Origin of the sequence: Symbioplanes lichenis (assembly GCF_030709675.1) — a bacterium.
Taxonomy (GTDB): Bacteria; Actinomycetota; Actinomycetes; order Mycobacteriales; family Micromonosporaceae; genus Actinoplanes; species Actinoplanes lichenis.
Map to the genome: position 1 here is coordinate 70218 of NZ_JAUZQD010000018.1, position 21223 is coordinate 91440.

General features: G+C 71.0%; 20 protein-coding genes, 2 pseudogenes and 1 riboswitch. Of the genes and pseudogenes, 13 read left to right on the top strand and 9 right to left on the bottom strand.

Annotated features, from left to right (window positions below; genetic code table 11):
- Positions 1–2 precede the first annotated feature (2 nt).
- From RAN62_RS35090 to RAN62_RS35100, 3 genes are all read left to right on the top strand, one after another.
- On the top strand, positions 3–434 hold the full coding sequence (locus RAN62_RS35090) for a hypothetical protein (RefSeq protein ID WP_305789152.1): 432 nt from the start codon (positions 3–5) through the stop codon (positions 432–434).
- 11 nt (positions 435–445) lie between these two features.
- Positions 446–763, top strand: a complete 318-nt coding sequence (locus RAN62_RS35095) for a DUF3817 domain-containing protein (RefSeq protein WP_305789153.1) — start codon at positions 446–448, stop codon at positions 761–763.
- A 212-nt stretch (positions 764–975) separates the two neighbouring features.
- Positions 976–1104, top strand: a riboswitch (cyclic di-AMP (ydaO/yuaA leader).
- Positions 1105–1131: 27 nt separating this feature from the next.
- Entirely contained in the window at positions 1132–2073 is a 942-nt protein-coding gene (locus RAN62_RS35100) for a C40 family peptidase (protein ID WP_305789154.1), read from the top strand.
- A 262-nt stretch (positions 2074–2335) separates the two neighbouring features.
- Here RAN62_RS35100 and RAN62_RS35105 read toward each other — a convergent pair whose 3' ends face one another.
- Entirely contained in the window at positions 2336–3337 is a 1002-nt protein-coding gene (locus tag RAN62_RS35105; RefSeq protein ID WP_305789155.1) for a sigma-70 family RNA polymerase sigma factor, read from the bottom strand.
- A 582-nt stretch (positions 3338–3919) separates the two neighbouring features.
- On the opposite strand from RAN62_RS35105, the gene RAN62_RS35110 reads away from it, so the two are divergent.
- Positions 3920–4600, top strand: a complete 681-nt coding sequence (locus RAN62_RS35110; protein ID WP_305789156.1) for an SDR family NAD(P)-dependent oxidoreductase — start codon at positions 3920–3922, stop codon at positions 4598–4600.
- Here the strand turns inward: RAN62_RS35110 and RAN62_RS41475 are convergent.
- Both RAN62_RS41475 and RAN62_RS41480 read right to left on the bottom strand, forming a co-directional pair.
- A pseudogene (locus RAN62_RS41475) lies at positions 4597–5145 on the bottom strand (nucleoside/nucleotide kinase family protein); the annotation flags it as partial. The gene RAN62_RS35110 and the pseudogene RAN62_RS41475 sit on opposite strands and share 4 nt — an antisense overlap.
- Before the next feature lie 126 nt (positions 5146–5271).
- Positions 5272–5463, bottom strand: a pseudogene (locus tag RAN62_RS41480) (thymidylate kinase); the annotation flags it as partial.
- Between the two features lie 162 nt (positions 5464–5625).
- Between RAN62_RS41480 and RAN62_RS35120 the strand changes: the two are divergent.
- From RAN62_RS35120 to RAN62_RS35150, 7 genes are all read left to right on the top strand, one after another.
- Positions 5626–6210, top strand: coding sequence for a nucleotidyltransferase (locus tag RAN62_RS35120; RefSeq protein WP_305789158.1), 585 nt, complete (start codon positions 5626–5628; stop codon positions 6208–6210).
- 1 nt (position 6211) lies between these two features.
- Positions 6212–6466, top strand: a complete 255-nt coding sequence (locus RAN62_RS35125; RefSeq protein WP_305789159.1) for a hypothetical protein — start codon at positions 6212–6214, stop codon at positions 6464–6466.
- Positions 6463–7206, top strand: a complete 744-nt coding sequence (locus RAN62_RS35130; RefSeq protein WP_305789160.1) for a metallophosphoesterase family protein — start codon at positions 6463–6465, stop codon at positions 7204–7206. Before RAN62_RS35125 ends, RAN62_RS35130 begins: the two co-directional genes overlap by 4 nt.
- 147 nt (positions 7207–7353) lie before the next feature.
- Complete coding sequence (locus RAN62_RS35135) at positions 7354–7497, top strand: GPGG-motif small membrane protein (protein WP_305789161.1); 144 nt, start codon at positions 7354–7356, stop codon at positions 7495–7497.
- A gap of 346 nt (positions 7498–7843) precedes the next feature.
- Positions 7844–8761, top strand: coding sequence for an MHYT domain-containing protein (locus RAN62_RS35140; RefSeq protein ID WP_305789162.1), 918 nt, complete (start codon positions 7844–7846; stop codon positions 8759–8761).
- Positions 8762–8837: 76 nt separating this feature from the next.
- On the top strand, positions 8838–9557 hold the full coding sequence (locus RAN62_RS35145; RefSeq protein ID WP_305789163.1) for an HD domain-containing protein: 720 nt from the start codon (positions 8838–8840) through the stop codon (positions 9555–9557).
- 41 nt (positions 9558–9598) lie between these two features.
- The gene (locus RAN62_RS35150) at positions 9599–11230 is read left to right on the top strand and encodes a glycoside hydrolase family 13 protein (protein ID WP_305789164.1); all 1632 of its coding nucleotides are present in this window, start codon (positions 9599–9601) and stop codon (positions 11228–11230) included.
- Here RAN62_RS35150 and RAN62_RS35155 read toward each other — a convergent pair.
- The 3 genes from RAN62_RS35155 to xylA form a co-directional block, all read right to left on the bottom strand.
- Positions 11208–12623: an MFS transporter gene (locus tag RAN62_RS35155; protein ID WP_305789165.1), complete on the bottom strand. Its 1416-nt coding sequence runs from the start codon at positions 12621–12623 to the stop codon at positions 11208–11210. The two genes, RAN62_RS35150 and RAN62_RS35155, sit on opposite strands and share 23 nt — an antisense overlap.
- Before the next feature lie 10 nt (positions 12624–12633).
- Complete coding sequence (xylB, locus tag RAN62_RS35160) at positions 12634–14040, bottom strand: xylulokinase (protein ID WP_305789166.1); 1407 nt, start codon at positions 14038–14040, stop codon at positions 12634–12636.
- A gap of 159 nt (positions 14041–14199) precedes the next feature.
- Positions 14200–15384, bottom strand: coding sequence for a xylose isomerase (gene xylA, locus RAN62_RS35165; RefSeq protein WP_305789167.1), 1185 nt, complete (start codon positions 15382–15384; stop codon positions 14200–14202).
- A gap of 133 nt (positions 15385–15517) precedes the next feature.
- On the opposite strand from xylA, the gene RAN62_RS35170 reads away from it, so the two are divergent.
- The gene (locus tag RAN62_RS35170) at positions 15518–16552 is read left to right on the top strand and encodes an ROK family protein (RefSeq protein ID WP_305789168.1); all 1035 of its coding nucleotides are present in this window, start codon (positions 15518–15520) and stop codon (positions 16550–16552) included.
- Here RAN62_RS35170 and RAN62_RS35175 read toward each other — a convergent pair.
- Positions 16540–17013 carry a MarR family winged helix-turn-helix transcriptional regulator gene (locus RAN62_RS35175; RefSeq protein ID WP_305789169.1) on the bottom strand — a complete coding sequence of 158 codons (474 nt, stop codon included), beginning with the start codon at positions 17011–17013 and terminating at the stop codon, positions 16540–16542. The genes RAN62_RS35170 and RAN62_RS35175 overlap by 13 nt on opposite strands.
- A gap of 42 nt (positions 17014–17055) precedes the next feature.
- Between RAN62_RS35175 and RAN62_RS35180 the strand changes: the two genes are divergently transcribed.
- Positions 17056–18195, top strand: a complete 1140-nt coding sequence (locus tag RAN62_RS35180) for a PP2C family protein-serine/threonine phosphatase (RefSeq protein ID WP_305789170.1) — start codon at positions 17056–17058, stop codon at positions 18193–18195.
- Between the two features lie 53 nt (positions 18196–18248).
- Here RAN62_RS35180 and RAN62_RS35185 read toward each other — a convergent pair whose 3' ends face one another.
- Together RAN62_RS35185 and RAN62_RS35190 are read right to left on the bottom strand one after the other, a co-directional pair.
- Positions 18249–20015 carry a VWA domain-containing protein gene (locus RAN62_RS35185; protein WP_305789171.1) on the bottom strand — a complete coding sequence of 589 codons (1767 nt, stop codon included), beginning with the start codon at positions 20013–20015 and terminating at the stop codon, positions 18249–18251.
- A gap of 89 nt (positions 20016–20104) precedes the next feature.
- Entirely contained in the window at positions 20105–21160 is a 1056-nt protein-coding gene (locus RAN62_RS35190; RefSeq protein ID WP_305789172.1) for a lactonase family protein, read from the bottom strand.
- Positions 21161–21223 lie beyond the last annotated feature (63 nt).

Genomic DNA, 21223 nt, shown 5'->3' on the forward strand with positions numbered 1-21223 from the left:
ACATGAAAGGGCTGTGGACCCCGGCGTGGATCGTGCGCCACGTGGTCGTGCTGGCCTTGGTGGCCGGCTTTCTCGGCCTGGGCTGGTGGCAGTTCACCCGCGCCTCCGACGGCAACTCGCTGAGCTGGGGCTATACCTTCGAGTGGCCGGTCTTCGCCCTTTTCGTCGTGTTCTTGTGGTTCCGCGAGGTCCAGCAGGAGCTCCGGGCCGGCAAGCCGTCCGCCGCCGAGGAGCCCGCCGCCGAGGACGAGCGGGACGCCGACGCTCCCGTGACCCTGGGGCGGCCGGTTCGCGTACCCGTGGCGCAGCCGGCCGGGACCGACGACGACCCGGAGCTGGCCGCCTACAACGACTATCTGGCGTGGCTGAACGCCCACCCCGGAGCGCGACCGGGCGACTACCCCGGCCGACCCCCCACCGGCACCAAGCAGTAAGGACACAGACCGTGCAGGGAGCCCTCACCCGTTACCGGATCATCGCCTGGATCGTCGGCGTGGTCCTCATCGTGCTCGTCCTGGTGGGCATGCCGCTCAAGTACCTCGGCGACAACGACACGGTCGTCGCCGCGGTCGGCCCGATCCACGGCTTCCTCTACATGGTCTATCTGGTCGCCGCCTTCGACCTGAGCCGCCGGGCGGGCTGGCCGCTGGGCCGGATGCTGCTGGTGATGCTCGCCGGCACGATTCCGTTCTTCTCCTTCTGGGCCGAACGGACAGTCACGCACAAGTGGGCCACCCCGGTGGTGGCGGGCGTCAGCGAATAGGCCTATAAAGAAAGTGACGCTGCGGAATCACTGAACCGCATTGCGTTATCGGGATCATTCGCATAAATGTGATAATCCGCCCAGATTCCTTTCGGCCTCTTGTCAAAATTGTGATCGCCGATAAGTTGATGCGGTTGGTCCGGTCCCCAGCCACGCCGGAGAAGGTGGCGCCGGCCAACGCCGCCGAATCGTCACTCTCAGCGCCCGGGATCGAAGCGGATACGCCGGGTGACGAACCGGGGAACCAACCGAGGCAGCACCGGGGTGAATCCGCGTCAGCGGTAGGGCCTTCTTCCGCCCGAATCCGTCAGCTAACCCGGTAGGCGGCGCAGTGGAAGAGAGGCCATGCACCGTTGCCACGCCCCCGGATGAGGCTACGCACCCTGGTGGTCACCGCCCTCGCGGTCGCCATCACCGGCTCCTTCGCCCCGGCCGCGCACGCCGAGCCGTCGACGGAGGAGCTGACCAAGAAGATCGACAAGGCGTCCGACCAGCTCGAGGACGTCGTCGAGTCGTACAACAAGATGCGCATCGCCCTGGCCAAGACCAAGGCCGACGAGAAGAAGCTCGCCGAGTCCATGGGCCCCGCCAAGGCCAAGATGGACGCCGCGGCCAAGCAGATGAGCTCCATCGCCTCGAATGCGTACAAGACCGGCAAGGTCGGCACGATGAACGTCGTGCTCGGTGACAGCGATGACCTGATCGAGCGCATGAGCCTGCTCGAGCAGCTGCAGCGCAGCCAGCAGCAGGACATTGACACCTACTCGGCGGCCACCAAGGACGTCACCGACCGCCAGGCCGCGCTCAAGGTCACGCAGGACAAGCAGGCCGCGCAGGTCAAGGAGCTGGGCGACCGCAAGAAGAAGATCGAGGGCGACCTCGACAAGCTGTACGCCATGCGCACCGCCGCCTACGGCAAGGCCGAGGAAGAGGGCGAGAAGTACACAGGCGACATCCCGAACATCTCGGGCTCCGCCGGTGAGGCCGTCGCCTTCGCCTACAAGCAGATCGGCGACAGCTACGTCTTCGGCGCCTCCGGCCCCAACTCCTGGGACTGCTCGGGCCTGACCTCGGGCGCCTGGGCCGCGGCTGGTGTCTCGCTGCCCCACAACGCAGCGGCCCAGTACAGCGCGACCACGAGGATCAGCCGAGGTCAGCTTCGCGCGGGCGACCTGGTCTTCTATCGCAACAACGCCCACGTCGGCATCTACGTCGGCGGTGGCCAGATCATCGACGCCTCCCGCCCGGGCCAACCGGTCAAGAAGCGCACGATCGACATCATGACGCCCAACGGCTACGGCCGCGTCTGATCCACCCAGCGGAAGGCCGGCGCTCAATGGCGAGCGCCGGCCTTTCTCTATGTCGAGCGCGCAAGTGCGTTGGCGGGATCGCGGACGGCATCGCAGGAAGGTGACGGCCGGGGCCGGGCAACGAGAAAGCCGGATCGCGGGCGGCGGCGGGCGACGAGAAGGCCGGATCGCGGGCGGGGCCGGGCCGGGCAGCAAGAAGGCCGGTGTCCGCTGCGGGACACCGGCCTCGTCGGGCTGGGGGATGTGCGGTGGAGCGGCCGGGTCAGGCGGCCTGGAGGCCCTCGGCCCGGGCGAGCTCGCGGAGGCGGCCCAGGGCCTGGATCTCGAGCTGGCGGATGCGCTCGCGGGAGAGCGAGAAGCGGGACGCCACCTCGGTGAGGGAGTGCTCGCGGCCGTCCTCGAGACCGTAGCGGGCGCGCATGATGCCGGCCGAGCGGTCGTCGAGGTGGTTGAGCAGGCCCTCGATGCGCTGGCGCTCCAGGGCGGTGAGGACGATCTCCTCGGGCGAGGGGGCGTCGCTGTCGGCGACCAGGTCGCCGAGGTTGGTGTCGCCGTCGTCGCCGACCGGGGTGTCCAGGGACACGGTGTCCTGGGCCCAGCGGGTGAGCTCGTTGACGCGCTCGACCGTCACGCCCAGAGCCGCGGCGATCTGCTCGGGCTCGGGGTCGGCGCCGAGCTCGCGGACGAGCTGGCGGGTGACGTTGCGCATGCGGTTGACGTCTTCGACCAGGTGGACGGGGAGGCGCACGGTGCGCTCCTGCTGGGCGATCGCCCGGCTGATGGCCTGGCGGACCCACCACGTCGCGTAGGTCGAGAACTTGTAGCCGCGCTCGTAGTCGAACTTCTCGACGGCGCGGACCAGGCCGGTGTTGCCCTCCTGGATGAGGTCCAGCATGGGCATGCCCGAGCGCACGTAACGGCGGGCGATGGAGACGACCAGGCGCAGGTTGGCCCGGATGAACAGGTCCTTCGACTTCTGGCCGTCGGCGACGAGACGCTCCAGCTCCTCGCGGCTCACACCGCGGCGCTCCTCGCCGGTCTCGAGCAGGTGCTCGGCGTAGAGGCCCGCCTCGATCGCCTTCGAGAGCTCGACCTCCCGCGCCGCGTCGAGAAGCGGCGTCCGGGAGATCTCGTGCAGGTAGACTCCGACGAGGTCGCGCTCCTCGGCGACCTGATCGGTACGCATCACGGTGTTCTTCTCCACGTTGCCCACGGTCCCCTCATTGCCTTCACTAACCCTGTTACGGGCAATCCCTGCGTCCATCAGCCCTCTCCCGTAACGTCCGCAGTTCGTGCATTGCGGTGCTGACACCTACACAACAAGTGATGCCCCGCGCTGATTCCGACTGGCTGGTTCGAAAGTGTCACGGACGCCTGAGCGCCACCTGAGAGCCGAGTGGACGATGTCTGAGATGCGGCCGGCTCTTCCGGAGGCATTCGGAGCCGTCTCGAGCGCGGATTGCCGCTGACAACCGCTTACCCCTCGCTCCCTCAATGACACCATCGGCCCCTCATTCGTCACAGCGACGGGCATCACGGAGTGCGGTGCGATGCTCGTCACCCACCCAGTACGGCTGCGGAGCCGTCCGGGTTCAGGTTGGTGCATCGTCAGGTTCCCGCCGTGCTTGAACCAAACACCGATGCGAAAACATTCCGGGGCCCCGGCCTGAACGGGCCACCCGCCACGATGCGGCAGATCCCGGCCCAGTTCACTAGCCCGGAAGGGTGATACACGCTGGGACGACGCGCCCCGGAGCGCTGACCTCCGGAGCACCCCGGCGACGGCACCGAGAGTGACGGAAAACACAGCCCTGAACGGGCCCGCCGAGACACTACGGTGACCTTCATGGTCAAAAGAAGCGTCCTCGTGACGGGTGGGACAGGTGGCCTCGGCGGTGCCGTGGTGCGAACGCTGCACGAGGCCGGATGGCGAGTCGTCGCCCCGGTCCGGAAGGAGGCCGGCTTCCCGAAAGGTGTGACCAGTGTCGCAGCGGATCTGACCGCCCCCGAGGATGTCGCGGCCGCCGTCGAGGTGGCCGCGGGCGAGCCGGACGCGCCCCTCACCGCCGTGGTCAACCTGGTGGGCGGGTTCGCGATGGGCGGCCCGGTGCACGAGACACCGATCGACGACTTCGAGGCGATGCTGCGCCTCAACCTGCGGCCCACCTACCTGGTGACGGCCGCGGCCCTGCCCCACCTGGTCGCCGCGGGTGGCGGGTCGGTGGTGTTCACTTCGTCACGGGCGGCGACGAGCCCGTTCCCGGGGGCGGCGGGCTATGCCACGGCCAAGGCGGCGGTGACGGCCTTCGCCGGGGCGGTCGCCGTCGAGTACAAGAAGCACGGCGTCCGCGCGAACACCGTCGTGCCCAGCGTCATCGACACCCCGGCGAACCGGGCGGGCCAGCCGGACGCCGACCACGACCGCTGGGTCACCCCGGACGAGATCGCCCGCGTCATCGCCTTCCTGGCCGGCGACGACTCCGCCCCCACGAGCGGCGCGAGCATCCCGGTCTACGGACGGACCTAAAAACCATCAGCCCACTGGTACGTCACCACGGTCGCGGCCGCCGCGAGCGAAGCGGCCGCCACCAGCACCGCCCGCGCGTGCGCGACGAGAACGGAAACGAAGGAGCGGGACGGAAACGGTGCGGGCAGCTGGTCCAGAAGGGCCGCCTGCACCTGCTCCGGAGTCCCGTTGGCGTCGATGACCACGAAAGTCGGGAACTCGGGCAGCGCCCGATAGGCGGCGTCGGCGGCCCGGAGATAACTCATCTCCTCGTGGTCGTACCCCCGGCGCTCGATCCGTTCGTAGGCGACCGCCGGATCCACGGCCAGCAGAAACGTCACGTCCGGCCGGGGAAAGACCCGGTACGCCAGCCGCGCCCACCGCTCCGACCGGCCACCCCGGGCCCGGATGCTGGCGAACTGGCACACGGCGTAGCGGTCCATGACCGTGACCTCCCGGGTCACCGCCCGGCGCAGCAGCGTGCGCAGGATCGCCAGCCACCGCAGCACCGACTCGACGAACAGCATCCCGCGCCGACCGAGCAAAGCCTCGGCAGCGTCGGGCCGGCGAGAGGTGCCCGGAAGGCCGGAAGCACCGGAAAGGCTGGAAGGGCGAGGAGAACCAGAAGCGCCGGAAAGGCCGGAAGCGCGAGGAAGATCGGAGGCGCCAGGAGCGCCAGGAGCGCCGGCACGGCCGAGGACGACGGCCAGCTTGCCGAACCAGTGACGCCCACCGGCATTGCGGCGGTAACGGGCGGGCAACCCCCGCGCGGCGAGCGCGTCCGCGAGCAGGTGCGCCTGCGTGGTTTTGCCCGAGCCGTCGATCCCCACCAGGGCGATCGTGCGCGGAACGGGACGACGGGCGAGGACCGGGCCGGGAACCATACCCACCGACGGTAGCTCGGGGTGTCACGGTGCGTTCCGGCCTGGCGCGCCGGAAATACGTACAAAATGGTCTGGCAGGCCTTTTGCCCCACGAGTTACAAGCGTGAGCACGGGGGGTAGGGGTTTGCGGCAGAACATCACGCCGACATCAGGGAGAGTGTCATGCCGCTCCGGGTGGACGAGGGCCTGGTCAACACCCTCAAACGGGTCGCCTCCACGCTCAAGCAGGCGGAGGTCCCGTTCGCGCTGGGCGGCAGCTTCGCGGTGTACGCGCACGGCGGGCACTCCAGCGATCACGACGTCGACTTCGTGATCCGCGAGCAGGACAAGGAGCGGGCGCTGGCCGAGCTGGCGGCGGTCGGCTTCGAGGTGGAGCAGCCGCCGGAGGACTGGCTGGTCAAGGTCTTCGAGGAGGGCCGGATGGTGGATCTGATCTACCGCCCGGTGGAGTCCCCGGTGACCGACGAGACGCTGCGCGAGGCCGAGATGCTGTCGGTCGAGGCGATCAAGATGCCGGTGCTGTCGGCGACCCAGCTGATGATCCACAAGCTGCTCAGCTACAGCCAGCACTACTGCAACTTCGCCACCGGGCTGCCGGTCGCGCGCTCCCTGCGCGAGCAGATCGACTGGGAGCGGGTGCGGCGCGAGACGGCCAAGTCCCCGTACGCGGAGGCTTTCCTCATGCTGCTCGACCGGCTCGACGTGGTGCCGGAGCCCGGCACCACGCACGCGACCGTGGGGGGATGAGATGACACCACAGCTTGACGAATATGTGGAGGCGCAGATCCAGCGCCTGCTCACCGAGAGTGGCGCCGTGGCCGAGCAGGGCATCACCGTCCAGCGCCGCGAGCACCTGCTCGTGCTGGGCGGCGAGGTGGAGAGCGCCCAGCGCCGCGACGAGATCTGCCGGCAGATCACGACAAGCTTCCCGGACGTCGAGATCGCCTGCGACATCGGCATCGTCCGCGCCGCGGCGCCCACCGAGGTGGAGGAGATCTCGTGATCCGGATTGCCGCCGTGGGCGACGTCCACGTGGACAAGGACGTGCTCGGCCGCTACCGGCCCGCGCTGGAGCAGCTGCCCGGCGTGGCCGACGCCCTGCTCATCGCCGGCGATCTGACCCGCCACGGCACCGTCGACGAGGCGAAGTGCATGGCCCGGGAGTTCGGCGATCTGGGCGTACCCGTGGTGGTGGTCCTGGGCAATCACGACCACCAGAGCGACCAGCAGGCCGAGGTCTCGCGGGTCCTGGCCGACTCGGGCCTGACCGTGCTCGAGGGCGAGGGCACCGTGCTCGAGCTCAACGGGCACCGGCTGGGCATCGCCGGGGCGAAGGGCTTCGGCGGCGGGTTCGCCGGCGCGTGCGCCAGCAAGTTCGGCGAGCGGGAGATGAAGGACTTCGTGGGTACGACCGAAGCCGTCGCCGAGCGACTGGGCGCGGCGCTGCGCGGGCTGGAGTGCGACGCGCTCGTGGCGCTGACCCACTACTCCCCCGTGCCGGAGACCCTCGTGGGCGAGCCGCTCGAGATCTATCCCTTCCTGGGCTCCTATCTGCTCGGGCAGGCGATCGACTCCGCCCCGACTTCGCTGGCGCTGCACGGCCACGCGCACCACGGGACCGAGCGCGGCCGGACCCCGGGCGGGGTGCCGGTGCGCAACGTGGCGCACCCGGTCATCAAGCAGGCCTACAACGTCTATCAGCTGCTGTCGGACCAGGTCGACGCCGAGCTCGTCCCCGCCTGACGAACCGCACCCCCGCAGGCCCCGTCCCGCCGGACGGGGCCTGCGTCGTGGGAGCCCTCCCACACCACGGTCCTGTGTGGAGAGGGCCTGGTCATTGATAGGGAGATCACAGGTTTTCGATTCGAGGCGGTCGGGTATTTCGGGGCCATGAGCTTCATCCTTTGGATCCTCGCAGTCATCCTGGTGGTCGCCGGCATCCTCGCGCTGTTCCGGCGGCAGCTCCTCTGGGGCATCGTGCTGATCGTCGTCGGCCTCCTCGTCGGCCCCGGCGGTGTCAGCATCTTCAACTAGGACCGTCCTGCCGCTCACGGCCCGGCCGTGACGTCAGGACAGCCCTCGAGTCCCTATCCCCCCGGCATCGGCCACGACAGGGGATCCACGCCACCGGCAACGGCGCCGGCGGCACCAGGCGACGCCTGCCGATCGGGACCATCGGCACATCGGCGCCACCCTCCCCCCGACAGGAACAGCCGGACGACCCCCACCGGGGCCGCCGTGAGTTCGTCTTCGTGTGAAGGCGGGCGCACGGTGGCCCCGGTGCTTTTTTGCGTGACCGCACACGACGTGCGATGTCCTAGATCGGACTCATGACCTAATCCTCAGCGAACCCTCCCCCGACGTTCGCGAGGTGCCGGCTGTGGCCGAGGTCCATCACTTCACCTACGGAGCCTTCAATCCGATCGCCGCCTATCTGGTCGCGGTCCTCGGCTCCTTCCTCGGCCTGCTGAGCACGGGCCGCGCCCGCGGCGCCCGTACGCGGGGCCGGCGCTCCCGATGGCTCGTCATCGCCGCCTTCTCGATCGGCGGCGCGGCCATCTGGCTCATGCACTTCACGGCGATGCTGGGCTTCGAGGTGCCGGCCAGCCCGGTGCGCTACAACCCGGTCCTCATGATGATCAGTCTCGGACTTTCGATCGTGACGGTCGGGATCGGACTGATGGCCGTCGGGCACGGCCGGCGGAGCATGACCCGGGTGGCGATCGCCGGGGCGCTGACCGGGGCGGGCGTGCTCGCGATGCACTACACCGGCATGGCCGGGCTCTCGGTGTCGGGCACGATCCACTATCGCCCGGCGCTCGTGGTCGCCTCCGGCGTCATCGCCGTGGTGGCCGCCACGGCGGCGCTGTGGTTCACGGTCTCCGTCCAGAGCCCGGTGGCCATGCTCGGCGCCGCCGCGATCATGGGCCTCGCCGTGTGCGGGATGCACTACACCGGCATGGCGGCCATGACCGTGGAGCTGAGCGACGCCCCGGAGCTGCAGGCCCACGGCATCCGGCCGCTGCTGATGATCGTGCCCATCACCCTGATCAGCGCGGCCACGATCCTCGGCGTCGCGCTGAGCGGCCTGCAGGCGATGACCGAGGAGGAGTTCACCGACGGGGCCGCCGTTCCGCGCCGGGGCGTGCACGCCGAGCCGCAGCACACCCCGCAGTGGTCGCTCAAGCAGGCCTCGATGAGCGCGATGCGGCGTACGCCCGGCCCGCGCCCCTCCCCCCGCCCGGTCCCGCCGCGTCCGGTCGTCAAGGACGAGCAGGTGCAGGCCGGACAATCCTGAACTTCCCGCTCCCGAGGCCGATGGGAGAACCATGGCAGGGGTCACGGAAGCGGAGAAGTCCGGTATATCTTTCGGCATGGCCTCACGGATGCTGCTGTCCATGCCGCTGCACGCGATCACCGAGGTCTACGGGGAGGCGGGGCTGCGGGACCGCTTCGCCCTGGAGCTCGCCGACTTCCCCGCCGCCGACCGCGCGCGGCTCGAGGACGCCCTCGCGCTGGCGTCGAAGCTGCACGCCGACGACCGCCGGGTCCGCGAGCCCTACCTCAACCACCTGCTGCGGGTGGCGATCCGGATCATGCGCTATTACGGGGTACGCGACCCCGACGTGCTCGCCGCGGCGCTGCTGCACGACGCCGTCGAGGACCACCCCGCCGAGCTGGCCGGGCTGCCCGAGGGCCTGGGCCACGACGTGCTGACCGAGGCCGCTGTCGCCGAGCTGGCCCGGCAGTTCGGGCCGCGGGTGGCCGAGCTGGTCCGGTCGGTGACCAATCCCGAGTACGACCCGGAGCGCGACCGCCACGAGCAGTATCGCGAGCACGTGGCGGAGAGCCTCGAGCGCGACCCGTGGGCCCGCGTCATCAAGGTGAGCGACTTCACGGACAACGGCGTCGGCGTCATCCACACGACCTTCGACAAGGCGCACAGCTCGGCGATCAAGTACAGGCCGCTCGTGCCGAAGCTGCGTGAGCTGGTCGGCCGGCCCGACACCCCGCTGTCCGTGACCGCGAAGGATCACATCCTCGATCAGCTCGACCTGGCCGAGGAGAGATTCGCCGCGATCTTGGACGGCTGACTCCCGAGCCATCTGGACCGGTAAAGCTCTAGCATGGGGTAATGGGCACACCGAGTGAGTGGTGGCGCAGCGCCGTCATCTACCAGATCTATCCGCGCTCCTTCGCCGACAGCAACGGCGACGGCATGGGCGACCTGCCCGGCATCACCGCGCGCCTGACCGACCTGCGCGAGCTGGGCGTCGACGCGGTGTGGCTGTCGCCGTTCTATCGCTCGCCGCAGCACGACGCCGGCTACGACGTGGCCGACTACCGGGCGGTCGACCCGCGCTTCGGCGACCTGGGCGACGCGGACAAGATGATCGCCGAGGCGAAGAGCCTGGGTTTGCGGGTCCTCGTCGACCTCGTGCCCAACCACACGTCCAGCGACCACGAGTGGTTCCGCGCCGCGCTGGCCGCCGCCCCGGGCAGCCCCGAGCGGGAGCGCTACATCTTCCGCGACGGCAAGGGCCCGGACGGCAGCGAGCCGCCGAACAACTGGCGCAGCGTCTTCGGCGGCCCGGCCTGGGAGCGGCTCGCCGACGGCCAGTGGTACCTGCACCTCTTCGACGTCTCCCAGCCCGACCTCAACTGGGACAACCCCGAGGTGCGGGCCGAGTTCGAGAGCATCCTGCGCTTCTGGCTGGACCGGGGCGTCGACGGCTTCCGGGTCGACGTGGCGCACGGGCTGGTCAAGGACGCGCAGCTGGCCGACTACGGGACCGGCGAGGACGCGGTGCTGGGCGGGCTCACCCCCGACGACGGCACCCCGCCGCCCATGTGGGACCAGGAGGGCGTGCACGAGATCTACCGCCAGTGGCAGGCGGTGCTCAACGCGTACGAGGGGGATCGGATCCTCGTCGCGGAGGCCTGGGTGCAGCCGGCCGACCAGCTCGCGCGCTATGTGCGCCCGGACGAGATGCACCAGGCGTTCAACTTCGAGTACCTGGTCACCAACTGGGAGCGGGACGCCCTGCGCGCGGTCATCGACCGCACCTCGACCGCGAACGCCAAGGTCGGCGCGCCGACGACGTGGGTGCTGTCGAACCACGACGTGATGCGGCACGCGAGCCGCTTCGGCTTCTCCGACGGCAAGGACCACCGCAACGGCATCGGCGCCGACGAGCCGCAGCCGGACGCGCCGCTGGGCCTGCGCCGGGCCCGCGCGGCCACGCTGCAGATGCTCGGCCTGCCCGGCTCGGCCTACGTCTACCAGGGCGAGGAGCTGGGCCTGCCCGAGCACACCACGATGGCCGACGACGTGCGCGAGGACCCGACCTGGGAGCGCTCCGGGCACACCGAGCGCGGGCGGGACGGCTGCCGGGTGCCGATCCCGTGGGAGGCCGACGCCCCCTCGTACGGCTTCGGGCCCACCGACGCGAGCTGGCTGCCGCAACCGGCGACCTGGGCCGAGTACGCACTCGACCGCCAGCGCGACGTCCCCGGCTCGACGTACGAGCTGTACCGGACGGCCCTGCGCCTCCGCAAGCAGCACGATCTCGGTCTCGGCGCCCTGACCTGGGTCGACGGCGGCGACGACGTGCTGGCGTTCCGCAACGGCGACCTGCTCGTCTGGACGAACTACGGCGCGACGCCGACAGCCCTGCCGGGAAACAAAGGGGTGCTGGTCAGCAGCGAGCCGCTCGACGAGGACGGCCGCGTGCCGCAGGACGTCACGGTCTGGGCTCGCGCATAGCCACGGGCTCGTGCTCGTGGGAGTCGGCATAGGTGGCCAGGGCCGCGTGGGTGTTCTCCATGTCCCTGGCCACCGTGCGGCTGGCCAGCCAGTACATGATCCCGGTGGGGATGAAGAAGAGCTGGAAGGCGGCCAGCCCGACCGCGTAGTTCAGCGGCGGCGGGAAGGCCTGAGACAGGCCCCGGAAGGCCACGCCGACCAGGGCGTTGCCGCCGGCCCGGCCCGCGCCGTTGAGCAGGTTGCCGAGGCTGTAGACGGTGCCGCGGTGCTCGGGCGGGTTGACGTCGGCGATCAGCGCGAACCAGTTGGGCGAGTTCGCCGAGGTCAGGGCCAGGGCGACCACGGCGACGAGCAGGCTTAGCCCGACGGTCGGCTCGGTCACCACGTTGGTCAGGACGGCCCCGATGATCGCGCCGGTGCTGCCGCCGTCCGGGACGTCGATGCGCATCGGCACGAAGTAGAGGACGACGTAGAGCGGCACGGCCGCCAGCATGCCGATCGCGGCCACCAGGGCCCGGCCGCGCGGGGTGCGCTTCTGCAACCGGTCGCCGGCCAGCCCGCCCAGGATCGAGAAGGCGCCACCGAGCTGGAAGAGCGTGGCGAAGACGCTGCCGACCACGACCGCGGTCGCCGTCGAATAGCCCTGGTCCTCGGCGCGCGCCCGGAAGAGCACCGGCAACCACACCAGCGAACCGAAGGCGACCTGCGCGGAGAAACCCTGCAGGATCAGCCAGACATTCGTGCGCCGCGCCAGGATCCGGGGCAGGTCGCCGGCGTGGATGCGCTCGTCGTACTCGACGTCGGCGAGCTCCGGCTCGCTGTCGCCGCGCGGGACGTCGTACGTGAAGAGGTAAGCGACACCCGCGACGACGCCGGCGGCGGCCACCGTGAGAAAGGGGCGCCGCCAGTCCCCCGCCCCGAGCAGCCCGCCCAGCAGGGTGCCGGCGAGCGTGCCGACGCCCTGCGACAGGCCCCAGAAGCTCATGACCAGGCCGCGGCGCCGGGGCGAGATGAGATCGCTCACCACGGAGAAGCTCACGCTGGCCACGCCGCCCAACCCGACCGCGGCCACCACCTGCGACAACAGGAACGACACGTAGCTGTCGGACACGCCGGACCAGGCGGTGCCGACGACCCAGATGGCGGTGCCGGCGAGGAGGACGGGCTTGCGGTTGGTGCGATCCCCCGCGTACGCCCAGCCGATCGCCGCCACCGCGCTGATCATGAACATCACGGTGGTGGCGAGCGCGATGTGCCCCTCGCCGACGCCCAGGTCGGTGCCGATGCTGCCGTACAGGGGCGGGACGAGCCCGATGGCCACGTTGTCGAGCGACGCCAGCACGACGAACACCACGACGCTGTACGCCCGGTGGGCCGTCCCTCCCCTGTTCACCCGGACGAGGTTAGCCGCCCGGCCGGTCGACGACCCTGTCGCGGGCCTGTGCGTACTGCTCGCGGATCAACGGGACGGGGGTGGTCTCGTACACCTCGGGTGTCTCGGCGGACCACTGAGGGGGCGTGGCACCGCCCAGGGCGACCCAGGCCGCCTGCCGGGCCGCGCCGTCGGCGACGTACTCGCCGGGCGGCGGGACCAGGACCGGCAGACCGAAAAGAGCAGGAGCGATCTTCCGTACGGCCTCACTGCGCGCGCCGCCGCCGACGAGCACGATGCGGTTCGCGGTGGCGCCATGCGTGACCAGGGCGTCGAGCCCGTCGGCGAGCGCGCAGAGCATGCCCTCGACGGCCGCCCGGGCGAAGTGCGCCGGATCGGACGTCTGCAGGGTCAGGCCGTGCACGGCCCCGGTCGCGTTCGGCCGGTTCGGGGTGCGCTCCCCTTCCAGGTACGGGACGAGCACCAGCCCGTCGGCCCCGGCGGGAGCGGTCAGCGCCAGCCGGGACAGCTCCTCGTGGCTCACGTTCAGCAGCTTCGCCGCGGCGTCGAGCACGCGCGCCGCGTTGAGCGTGACCACGATGGGAAGGAACCGGCCGGTGCAGTCGGCGAATCCGGAGACCGCCCCGCTCGGGTCCTCGGGCGAGACGTCCGACGAGACGAAGACCGTGCCGGACGTACCGATGGAGATGACCACGTCTCCCGGCAGGGCGCCGGCACCGAGTCCCGCGGCGGCGTTGTCCCCCGCGCCCGGGCCGAGCGGCGCTCCGTTGGGCAGGTGACCCGCGATGCCGGTCGGGCCGAGCACCTCGGGCACGGCGATGCGCCGGCCGAAACCGAGCTCCAGCAGGTCGTGGCGGTACTCGTTGGTCTTGGCGGACCAGTAGAGCGTGCCGCTGGCGTCGCTGCGGTCGGTGAAGAGCTTCTGCTTCCCGCCCAGCTTCCACGTCAGCCAGTCGTGCGGCAGGCAGACCGAGGCCACCCGGGCCGCGTTCTCCGGCTCGTGCCGGGCCAGCCAGCGCAGCTTGGTCAGGGTGAAGCTGGCGACCGGCGTGATGCCGACCGCGTCCACCCACGCCCGGCGGCCGGCGTCCCCGCCGCCGAGGTCGTCGATGAGGTCGGCCGCCGCGCCGGCACTGCGCGTGTCGTTCCACAGCAGCGCCGGGCGGACCACCTCGCCGGCCTCGTCCAGCACGACCATGCCGTGCTGCTGCCCGGCCACCGAGGCGGCGGCGACGTCGTCGAGCCCGCCCGCCTCCGCGATGGCCTGCTGCAGCGCGTCCCACCAGGCGTGCGGGTGCACCTCGGTGCCGTCCGGGTGGCTCGCCCGCCCCTGGCGGACGAGCTTGCCGGTCTCGGCGTCCCGGATGACCACCTTGCACGACTGGGTGGAGCTGTCGATCCCTGCGACCAACGTCATTTCCGTGGACCCCTCAATCGTTCAACCCCCGCGCTGCGCCCGTCGGCGTTGGGGGCGCCGGTTTCTGGACGGGGTGCTCTTTCCCCGGCCGGAAACCGGTGTCCCCGGCGTCGACTCAAGGGGGGCGCAGCGCCTGCCGAGCGGAGCGAGGCCATGTGCTCAGGCCTTCAGGACGTGATCGATCGCGAGCTGGTGCAGCTTGACGAAGTGGTAGCCCTGCTCGCCGGCCGCGTCGACGTCGAACTCCTCGAAGGCGCTCTTGTCGTTGAGCAGGTCCTGGTAGGTCTCGCCCTCGTTCAGCGTGGGCTTACCGAGCTCGAGGACCTTGGACTCCTCGAGCGCCGCCTGCACCTCGGGGTCGGCGCGGAAGGCCTCGGCACGCTCCTTGAGCAGCAGGTACATGCGCATGTTGGCCTTGGCCGACTCCCAGACGCCGTCGTAGTTCTCGGTGCGGGAGGGCTTGTAGTCGAAGTGGCGCGGGCCGTCGTAGGCCGGGCCGCCCGTGGGCGAGCCGTGCTCCAGCAGGTCGACCAGCGCGAACGCGTTGAGCAGGTCGGCGTGGCCGAAGACCAGGTCCTGGTCGAACTTCGGGCCGTGCTGGCCGTTGAGGTCGATGTGGAAGAGCTTGCCGTGCCACAGCGCCTGGGCGATGCCCTGGGCGAAGTTGAGGTTGGACATCTGCTCGTGGCCGACCTCGGGGTTGATGCCGAACAGCTCGGGCCGCTCGAGGTCCTGCACGAACGCGATGGCGTGGCCGGCGGTCGGGAGCAGGATGTCGCCCCGGGGCTCGTTCGGCTTGGGTTCGATGGCGAAGCGCAGGCCGTAGCCCTTGTCCTCGGAGTACTGCGCGAGCAGGTTGAGGCCCTCGCGGTAGCGGTCGAGGGCGGCGTGCACGTCCTTGGCGACGTCGTACTCCGCGCCCTCGCGGCCGCCCCAGAGGACGAGCGTCTTGGCGCCCAGCTCGGCCGCGAGGTCCATGTTGCGCAGGACCTTGCGCAGCGCGTAGCGGCGGACCGAGCGGTCGTTGCTGGTGAAGCCGCCGTCCTTGAACACCGGGTGGGTGAACAGGTTGGTGGTCACCATCGGGACGACCAGGCCGGTCTCGTCGAGGGCCTTCTTGAAGCCGGCGATGATCCCGTCGCGAGTGCTGTTGTCCGAGCCGAACGGCACGAGGTCGTCGTCGTGGAACGTGATGCCGTAGGCACCCAGCTCGGAGAGCTTGTGCACGGCCTCGACCGGGTCGAGCGGCGCGCGGGTGGCCTCACCGAAGGGGTCGCGCGCGGTCCATCCGACGGTCCACAGGCCGAAGGAGAACTTGTCGTCGCGGGTGGGCTGGACCGACACGGTTACCTCCAGGAAACAAGGCGGATTTGTTTAGTGGTTGAATTATTTGGCCGGCGTGTGGCACTGTCAAGAGGTGCCCGCATCACTGAGTCCCGTCCGGCAGTCGGGGGTGCGGGCTCATAATCTCGCGCTGGTGCTGCGCACCGTGGCGAACAGCGCAGATCCGCCGTCCCGGGCCGCGGTCGCCGCCGCCACAGGGCTCACCCGGGCCACAATCTCCACGCTGGTCGACGATCTCATCGCGGGTGCGCTGCTCACCGAGGTCGGGCCGGCCCCACGCAGCGGCGCCGGGCGGCCCGCGGCGGGACTGCGGCTCTCCCCCGACGGACCGGCCGGGCTGGGGCTGGAGATCAACGTCGACTATCGGGCGGCCTGCGTGGTCGACCTCACCGGGTCGGTCCGCCACCGGCTGGTGGAGAAGGGCGACCAGTCGCTTCCTGCTGTCGCCGGGCTGGCGCATCAAGCGCTTCTTCGAGCTTCGTCCGACGGCCTGACCGTGGCCGGCGCGGCACTGGCCGTGCCGGGGCTGGTCGGGGCCGGCGGGATCATCCGGGTCGCGCCCAACCTGGGCTGGCAGGACGTCACGGTCGGCGACCTGGTGCCCGGGCTGCCGCTGACGGTCGACAACGAGGCGAATCTGGCCGCGCTCGGCGAGCTGGCGGCGGGCGACCCGCCGGCCAGCTTCGTCTATGTGTCCGGGGAGATCGGCATCGGCGCGGGCATCGTGCTGGGCGGCGAGCTCTACCGCGGCGTGCGCGGGTGGAGCGGCGAGATCGGGCACATCCCCATCGACCCCGGGGGCCCGCCGTGCCGGTGCGGGGCGCGCGGATGTCTGGAGCAATACGCCGGGCAGGAGGCGATCGCGCGGGCGGCGGGCGATCTCACGGTCGCCGGGACCGCGCTCGGCACGGCCCTGGCGACCGTCGTCAACCTGCTGGACATCGACACGGTGGTGCTGGGCGGCATCTATGCGCCCCTGGTGCCCCAGCTGCATGACGCGATCCAGGCCGAGATCAGCCGCCGGGTGCTGACGGCGGACTGGTCACCCGTACGGCTGCGGGCGGCGACCCTCGGCGCGGACGCCGCCGTACGCGGGGCCGCCGGGGCGGTGCTGCGCGGGGTCCTCGACGATCCGGCCGCGTGGCTGAGCCGGATTCAGGCCGTTTGAGCCCCGCTGTCCGGGGCATCCCGCGCGGCGGCCTCGCTGAACTCGGTCAGACCCCGGAGCAGGGCAGTGCGGCCCGCCGGGGTCATCCGATCGAGGACCCCGGCCAGGATCTCGCGGCGGGTGGTGCGCAGATTGTCGAGCAGGGCACGCGACGACGGCGTCAGGAACAGCGCGATCTCGCGGCGGTCGGCCCGGCCCGGCACCCGCTCGACCAGACCCGCCGCGACGAGCCGGTCACAGAGCCGGCTCGCGGAGGAGAGGATCATGTCGAGCTGACCCGCCAGCCCGCGCAGATTGATGCCCTCCTCGCGCTCGACCACGAGAAGCGCGTTGAACTGCGGCCACGAGACGTGCGGTGTGACCCGCTCCCGCGCGGTGTCCCAGGCAGCGAGCAACGCGGGCGCGACATCGTCGATCGCCGCGGCGTGTGGTGGCCCGTCCGGCCCATGGTGTACGGCCATGGTGCAGCAGAGACTACCCTTCGACAGCGAGGGAGCGAAGGAGTGGAACGGGTGGACGACCGGCTGACCGTGGCGCGGCGCACGCTGGCCGAGGCGCCCGCCGATCAGGTGACGGAGAGACTGGCCGACGTGCTCGCCAAGGAGTACGCCGTCACCGGGGTGGAGCTCTACCAGGTGGACTACCGGCTCGCCGCGCTGCTGCCCCTGCACGGCGGCGCGACCGTGACCCGGCCCGGCGACCCCGCGTGGCGCGCCTTCGACCACCAGGCCGAGGTGCTTGCCGGGCGCGCCGTCTTCCTGCCCGTGACCGTCCGGGGTGAGCGCCTCGGCGTGCTGCGCTGCTCCCCCGCCCCCGACGACGCCGGCCTGCGCGCCGAGCTGGCCCAGATCGCCGAGTTCCTCGCGCACGAGCTGCAGACGGCCCGGGCGGGCACCGATCGTTACACCGTGGCCGCCCGGACCCGGCGGCTCACGCTCGCCGCCGAGATGCAGTGGGAGCTGCTGCCCGGGCGCAGCCGGACCGGTCCCGCCTTTTCGCTGGCCGGGCAGCTCGAGCCCGCGTACGCGGTCCGCGGCGACAGCTTCGACTGGGCCGAGCAGGACGGCTGCCTCTTCATGACCGTGCTCAACGGCATGGGCGACGGCACCCAGGCGGCGCTGCTCACGACGCTCGCCACCCAGGCCCTGCGCAACGCCCGCCGGGCCGGCCTGGAGCTGGCCGACCAGGCCGGGCTGGCCGACCAGGCCGTCTACTCGCAGCACCGCGGCGACGCCTATGTGAACGCCTTGATGCTCGAGCTCGACCTCGGCACCGGCGTGGTGCGCGCCGTGGACGCCGGGTCGCCGCGGGTGTTCGTGCTGCGGGACGGCTCGGTCATCGCGGAGTCGCTGGACGAGGGGCTGCCGCTCGGCATGTTCGAGTCCTCGGACTACGACACCCAGACGTTCCAGCTCGTCCCCGGCGACCGGCTCTTCGTCGTGAGCGACGGGATCATGGAGGCCGCCGGGGAGGCGGGGGCCTACGGCGACCTGGCCCTGACCCGCTTCATCCGGCGGACCGGATCGCTGGAGCCGTTGCAGGCCGTGCGGTCGCTGCTCGGGGACCTGCGAGCCTTCGTGAGCGGGGACCTCGAGGACGACTCCGTCGTGGTCTGCGTCGACTGGAATCCTCCCGCGGCCTGACCTCCCGCTCGCTGTCCCGCCGCTTCGGGCTCCGTCCCGCCGCCTCGGGCTTTCTATCCCGCCGCTCCGGAGCGGGAGGCGATGGCCTGGACGAAGATGTCGGAGATCTTGGCCGGGTCGGGGGCGATGAAGACGCCGCCCGCGCTGGTCGCCCCGGCGATGTCCTGCAGCTCCTTGGCGTCGACCTCGTTGCCGATGCCGATGATGACCAGGCGCACCGGGCGCCGCGGGTCCTGGATCTTCTTGAGCTGGGCGACCAGGGTCTCGCGGGAGATCCCGCCCTCCGGCGCGGAGTCCTGGCCGTCGGTGAAGAGGATGACCGAGTTGACCCGGCTCGGCTGCCAGGTGTCCTGCACCTTCTTGTACGCCGCCAGGGCCGTGTTGTAGAGCCCCGTCCCGCCGCCCTCCTTGGGGCGGATCTCGTCGATCGAGCCCCGCAGCTCGGACTCGGCCGACGACAGCGGGCTGATGTCGACGAGCTGCTTGTAGGGCAGCTTGCCGTTCATCTCGGTGGAGAAGACCCACACCCCGACGGCCCACTTGGTGTCGAAGAGCCCGAGCCCCCGCGCGGCCGCGGCCCGGGTCACCGCCGCCCGGCTCAAGTTGTTGGCGGTGGGCACCTTGTCGGCCATCGAACCCGACACGTCGAAGACGGCGAGCACGCGGCCCGGCTCGGTGATCGCCGCCCAGCTGCCCAGCGCCTTGTTGATCGCGCTGGCGTCGAGGCCGGCGGCGGCCGTGCCCCCGTTGACGGCCGGGGCGGCGGCCTTGAGCGTGGCCGGGCCGCCGACCGGGGTCGCGAAACCCGCGCCGGTCGTGCCGTCCGAGCCGCGCAGGCCCTCGGCGGCCAGCTTGTTCTTGAACGCCGGCTGCTCCAGCGCCTGGCGCAGCTTGGTCGCGGCGGCGGCCTTGGTCAGGTCGACCTCGGGCATGACCGCGTACGGATAGTCGAGCGCCGGCGGCTGCGGGTCGAGATAGAGCGCGGAGAGCGGGACGACCGGCTTCTGCGCGTCGAAGGCGATGACGTCGGCCTCGGAGAGCGGCGCCGCGCTGACGCCGCTCGCCAGGTCGGCCGCGTCGGTGGACGTCGGGAACTTTGCCAGCAGGTCGTCACGCAGGGACGAGCTGCCCGCCGCGAGCGCGCGCAAGGCGCCCACCGTCTGCTCCTGGCCCTGCTGCGAGGCGCCCGCGGCACTGCCGAGCGCGAGCAGGCCGGCCAGGCCGGTGGCGTCGCGGGCGGGGTCGGCGATGCCGGTGTTCAGGGCGCCGGCCGTGGTCATCTTGGCGAGCAGGTCTTTCCAGCCCAGCTTCTTGTCCGGCCAGCCCAGACCCTCGGCGATCGGCTCCGGCACGGCCACCACGACCGGGCTCTTCGCCATGGACTTGCCGTCGGTCGGCACGAAGCCCGGCGCCTCCGACTTGAGGCGCATGAGCCAGGTGGTCGAGTCCGGGATCCAGATGTCCGGGAGCGTGCCGGACTTGTTCGCGGCACCGAGCCCGGAGAGCGTCACATTGTGCTTGAGCGCGATCGTGGACGCCATGTTGCCGGAGTTGACCCCGGTGACATTGACGCCGACACACGTGCCGTTGACCTCGGCGCCGGACGCGACCCATTCCTTCGCGGCGGCCTGCACGGCGGGCGCGATCTCCTGCGCGGTCGCGACGGTGAGGTCGAGGCGGCCGGAGCAGCCCTGGTCGGAAAGCTGCTGGTAGCCGAGCCAGCCGCCGGCGACGACGACCACGACGGCCAGCGCAGATGCGACCACACCGGCGCCCCGGAGACTGAAATTTCTGCGATGGCGGCCAGACACGCGCTCCATACTGCGCATTCCGAGACGCGAATGCCATGTACGTTCGGCCGAAAATTACTCGTATCCGCAATAAGGCATACTCATTTTACTGAGAGTAGTTACGCGATTTCGTCGCGTACGCGGGCCCGCAGGATGCAGGTCGGACTGTTCACCGTCACCGATTCTCCGGGGGCCACCGGAATGCCCGAATCGGGGTCGACCCGGAAGATCGTGACGGTGTGCGACCTTTCATTGGCCACATAGAGGTGATCCGACAAGAGCGCGAGATGCCGCGGCCATTCGCCCCCCGTCGCCACTTCCGCGACCGGCACCGCGTCGTGACCGTCCCACGCGAAGACGCCGACGGTGTCCGGGCCCCGGTTGCCCACGTAGACGAATCGGCCGTCGCGGCCGGTCGTCACCTCGGACGGCTGATTGGGCTTGCCCGCGCTGGTCGGCTCCCGGCCCTCCCGCGCCAGCCCGCCGTCCGCCCCGCGCCGGAACCAGCTGAGCTCACCCGCGAGCTCGCCGACCAGCAGGAGGGCACCGTCGGCCGTGCGGAGGAGGTGGCGGGGGCCCGTACCCGGATCGGTCGTGACCGCGGGGCCGACCAGCGTGAGCCGGCCGGAGACCCGGTCCAGCCGGGTGTGCCAGACGTGGTCCGAGCCGAGGTCGCAGACGAGCACGTCGGGGCCGTGCGGATCGGGCGCGACCATGTGCGCGTGCGGGCCCTCCTGCCGGTCGGTGACCGGGCCCGAGCCGGTGAGCGTCAGCAGGTCGGACCGCTCGCCCGGCACCCCGTCCACGTCCAGCGGGAAGACCGCCACGCTGCCGCTCGAATAGTTGGCGACCAGCAGGTGCGTGCCGCCGGGGGCGACGGCCAGGTGACAGGGGTCGGCGCCGCCGGTCGCGCGGACGGCGAGCGGGGTCAGGCTCGCATCGTCGCCGAGGGCGAAAGCGCTGACCGTGCCGGCTGTCAGCTCGTTGACGGCATAGATCACCGGCAGGGCCGGATGCTGGATCACGAACGACGGCGACGGGGTGCGGGCGGCGACGCCGAGGCGGGACAACGCGCCGGTCGCCGGGTCGCGGCGGGCGAGGACGATGCCTTCGCCCCGGCCGCCGGTCTCGCCGGTGTAGCACCCGAAGAAGACAAATTCGTCATGCGCCGCCATGCCCCGATCCCATCACACATTCTGCTCGTACGCGCGGACGCAGTCGCGTGCCATCCCCGCCAC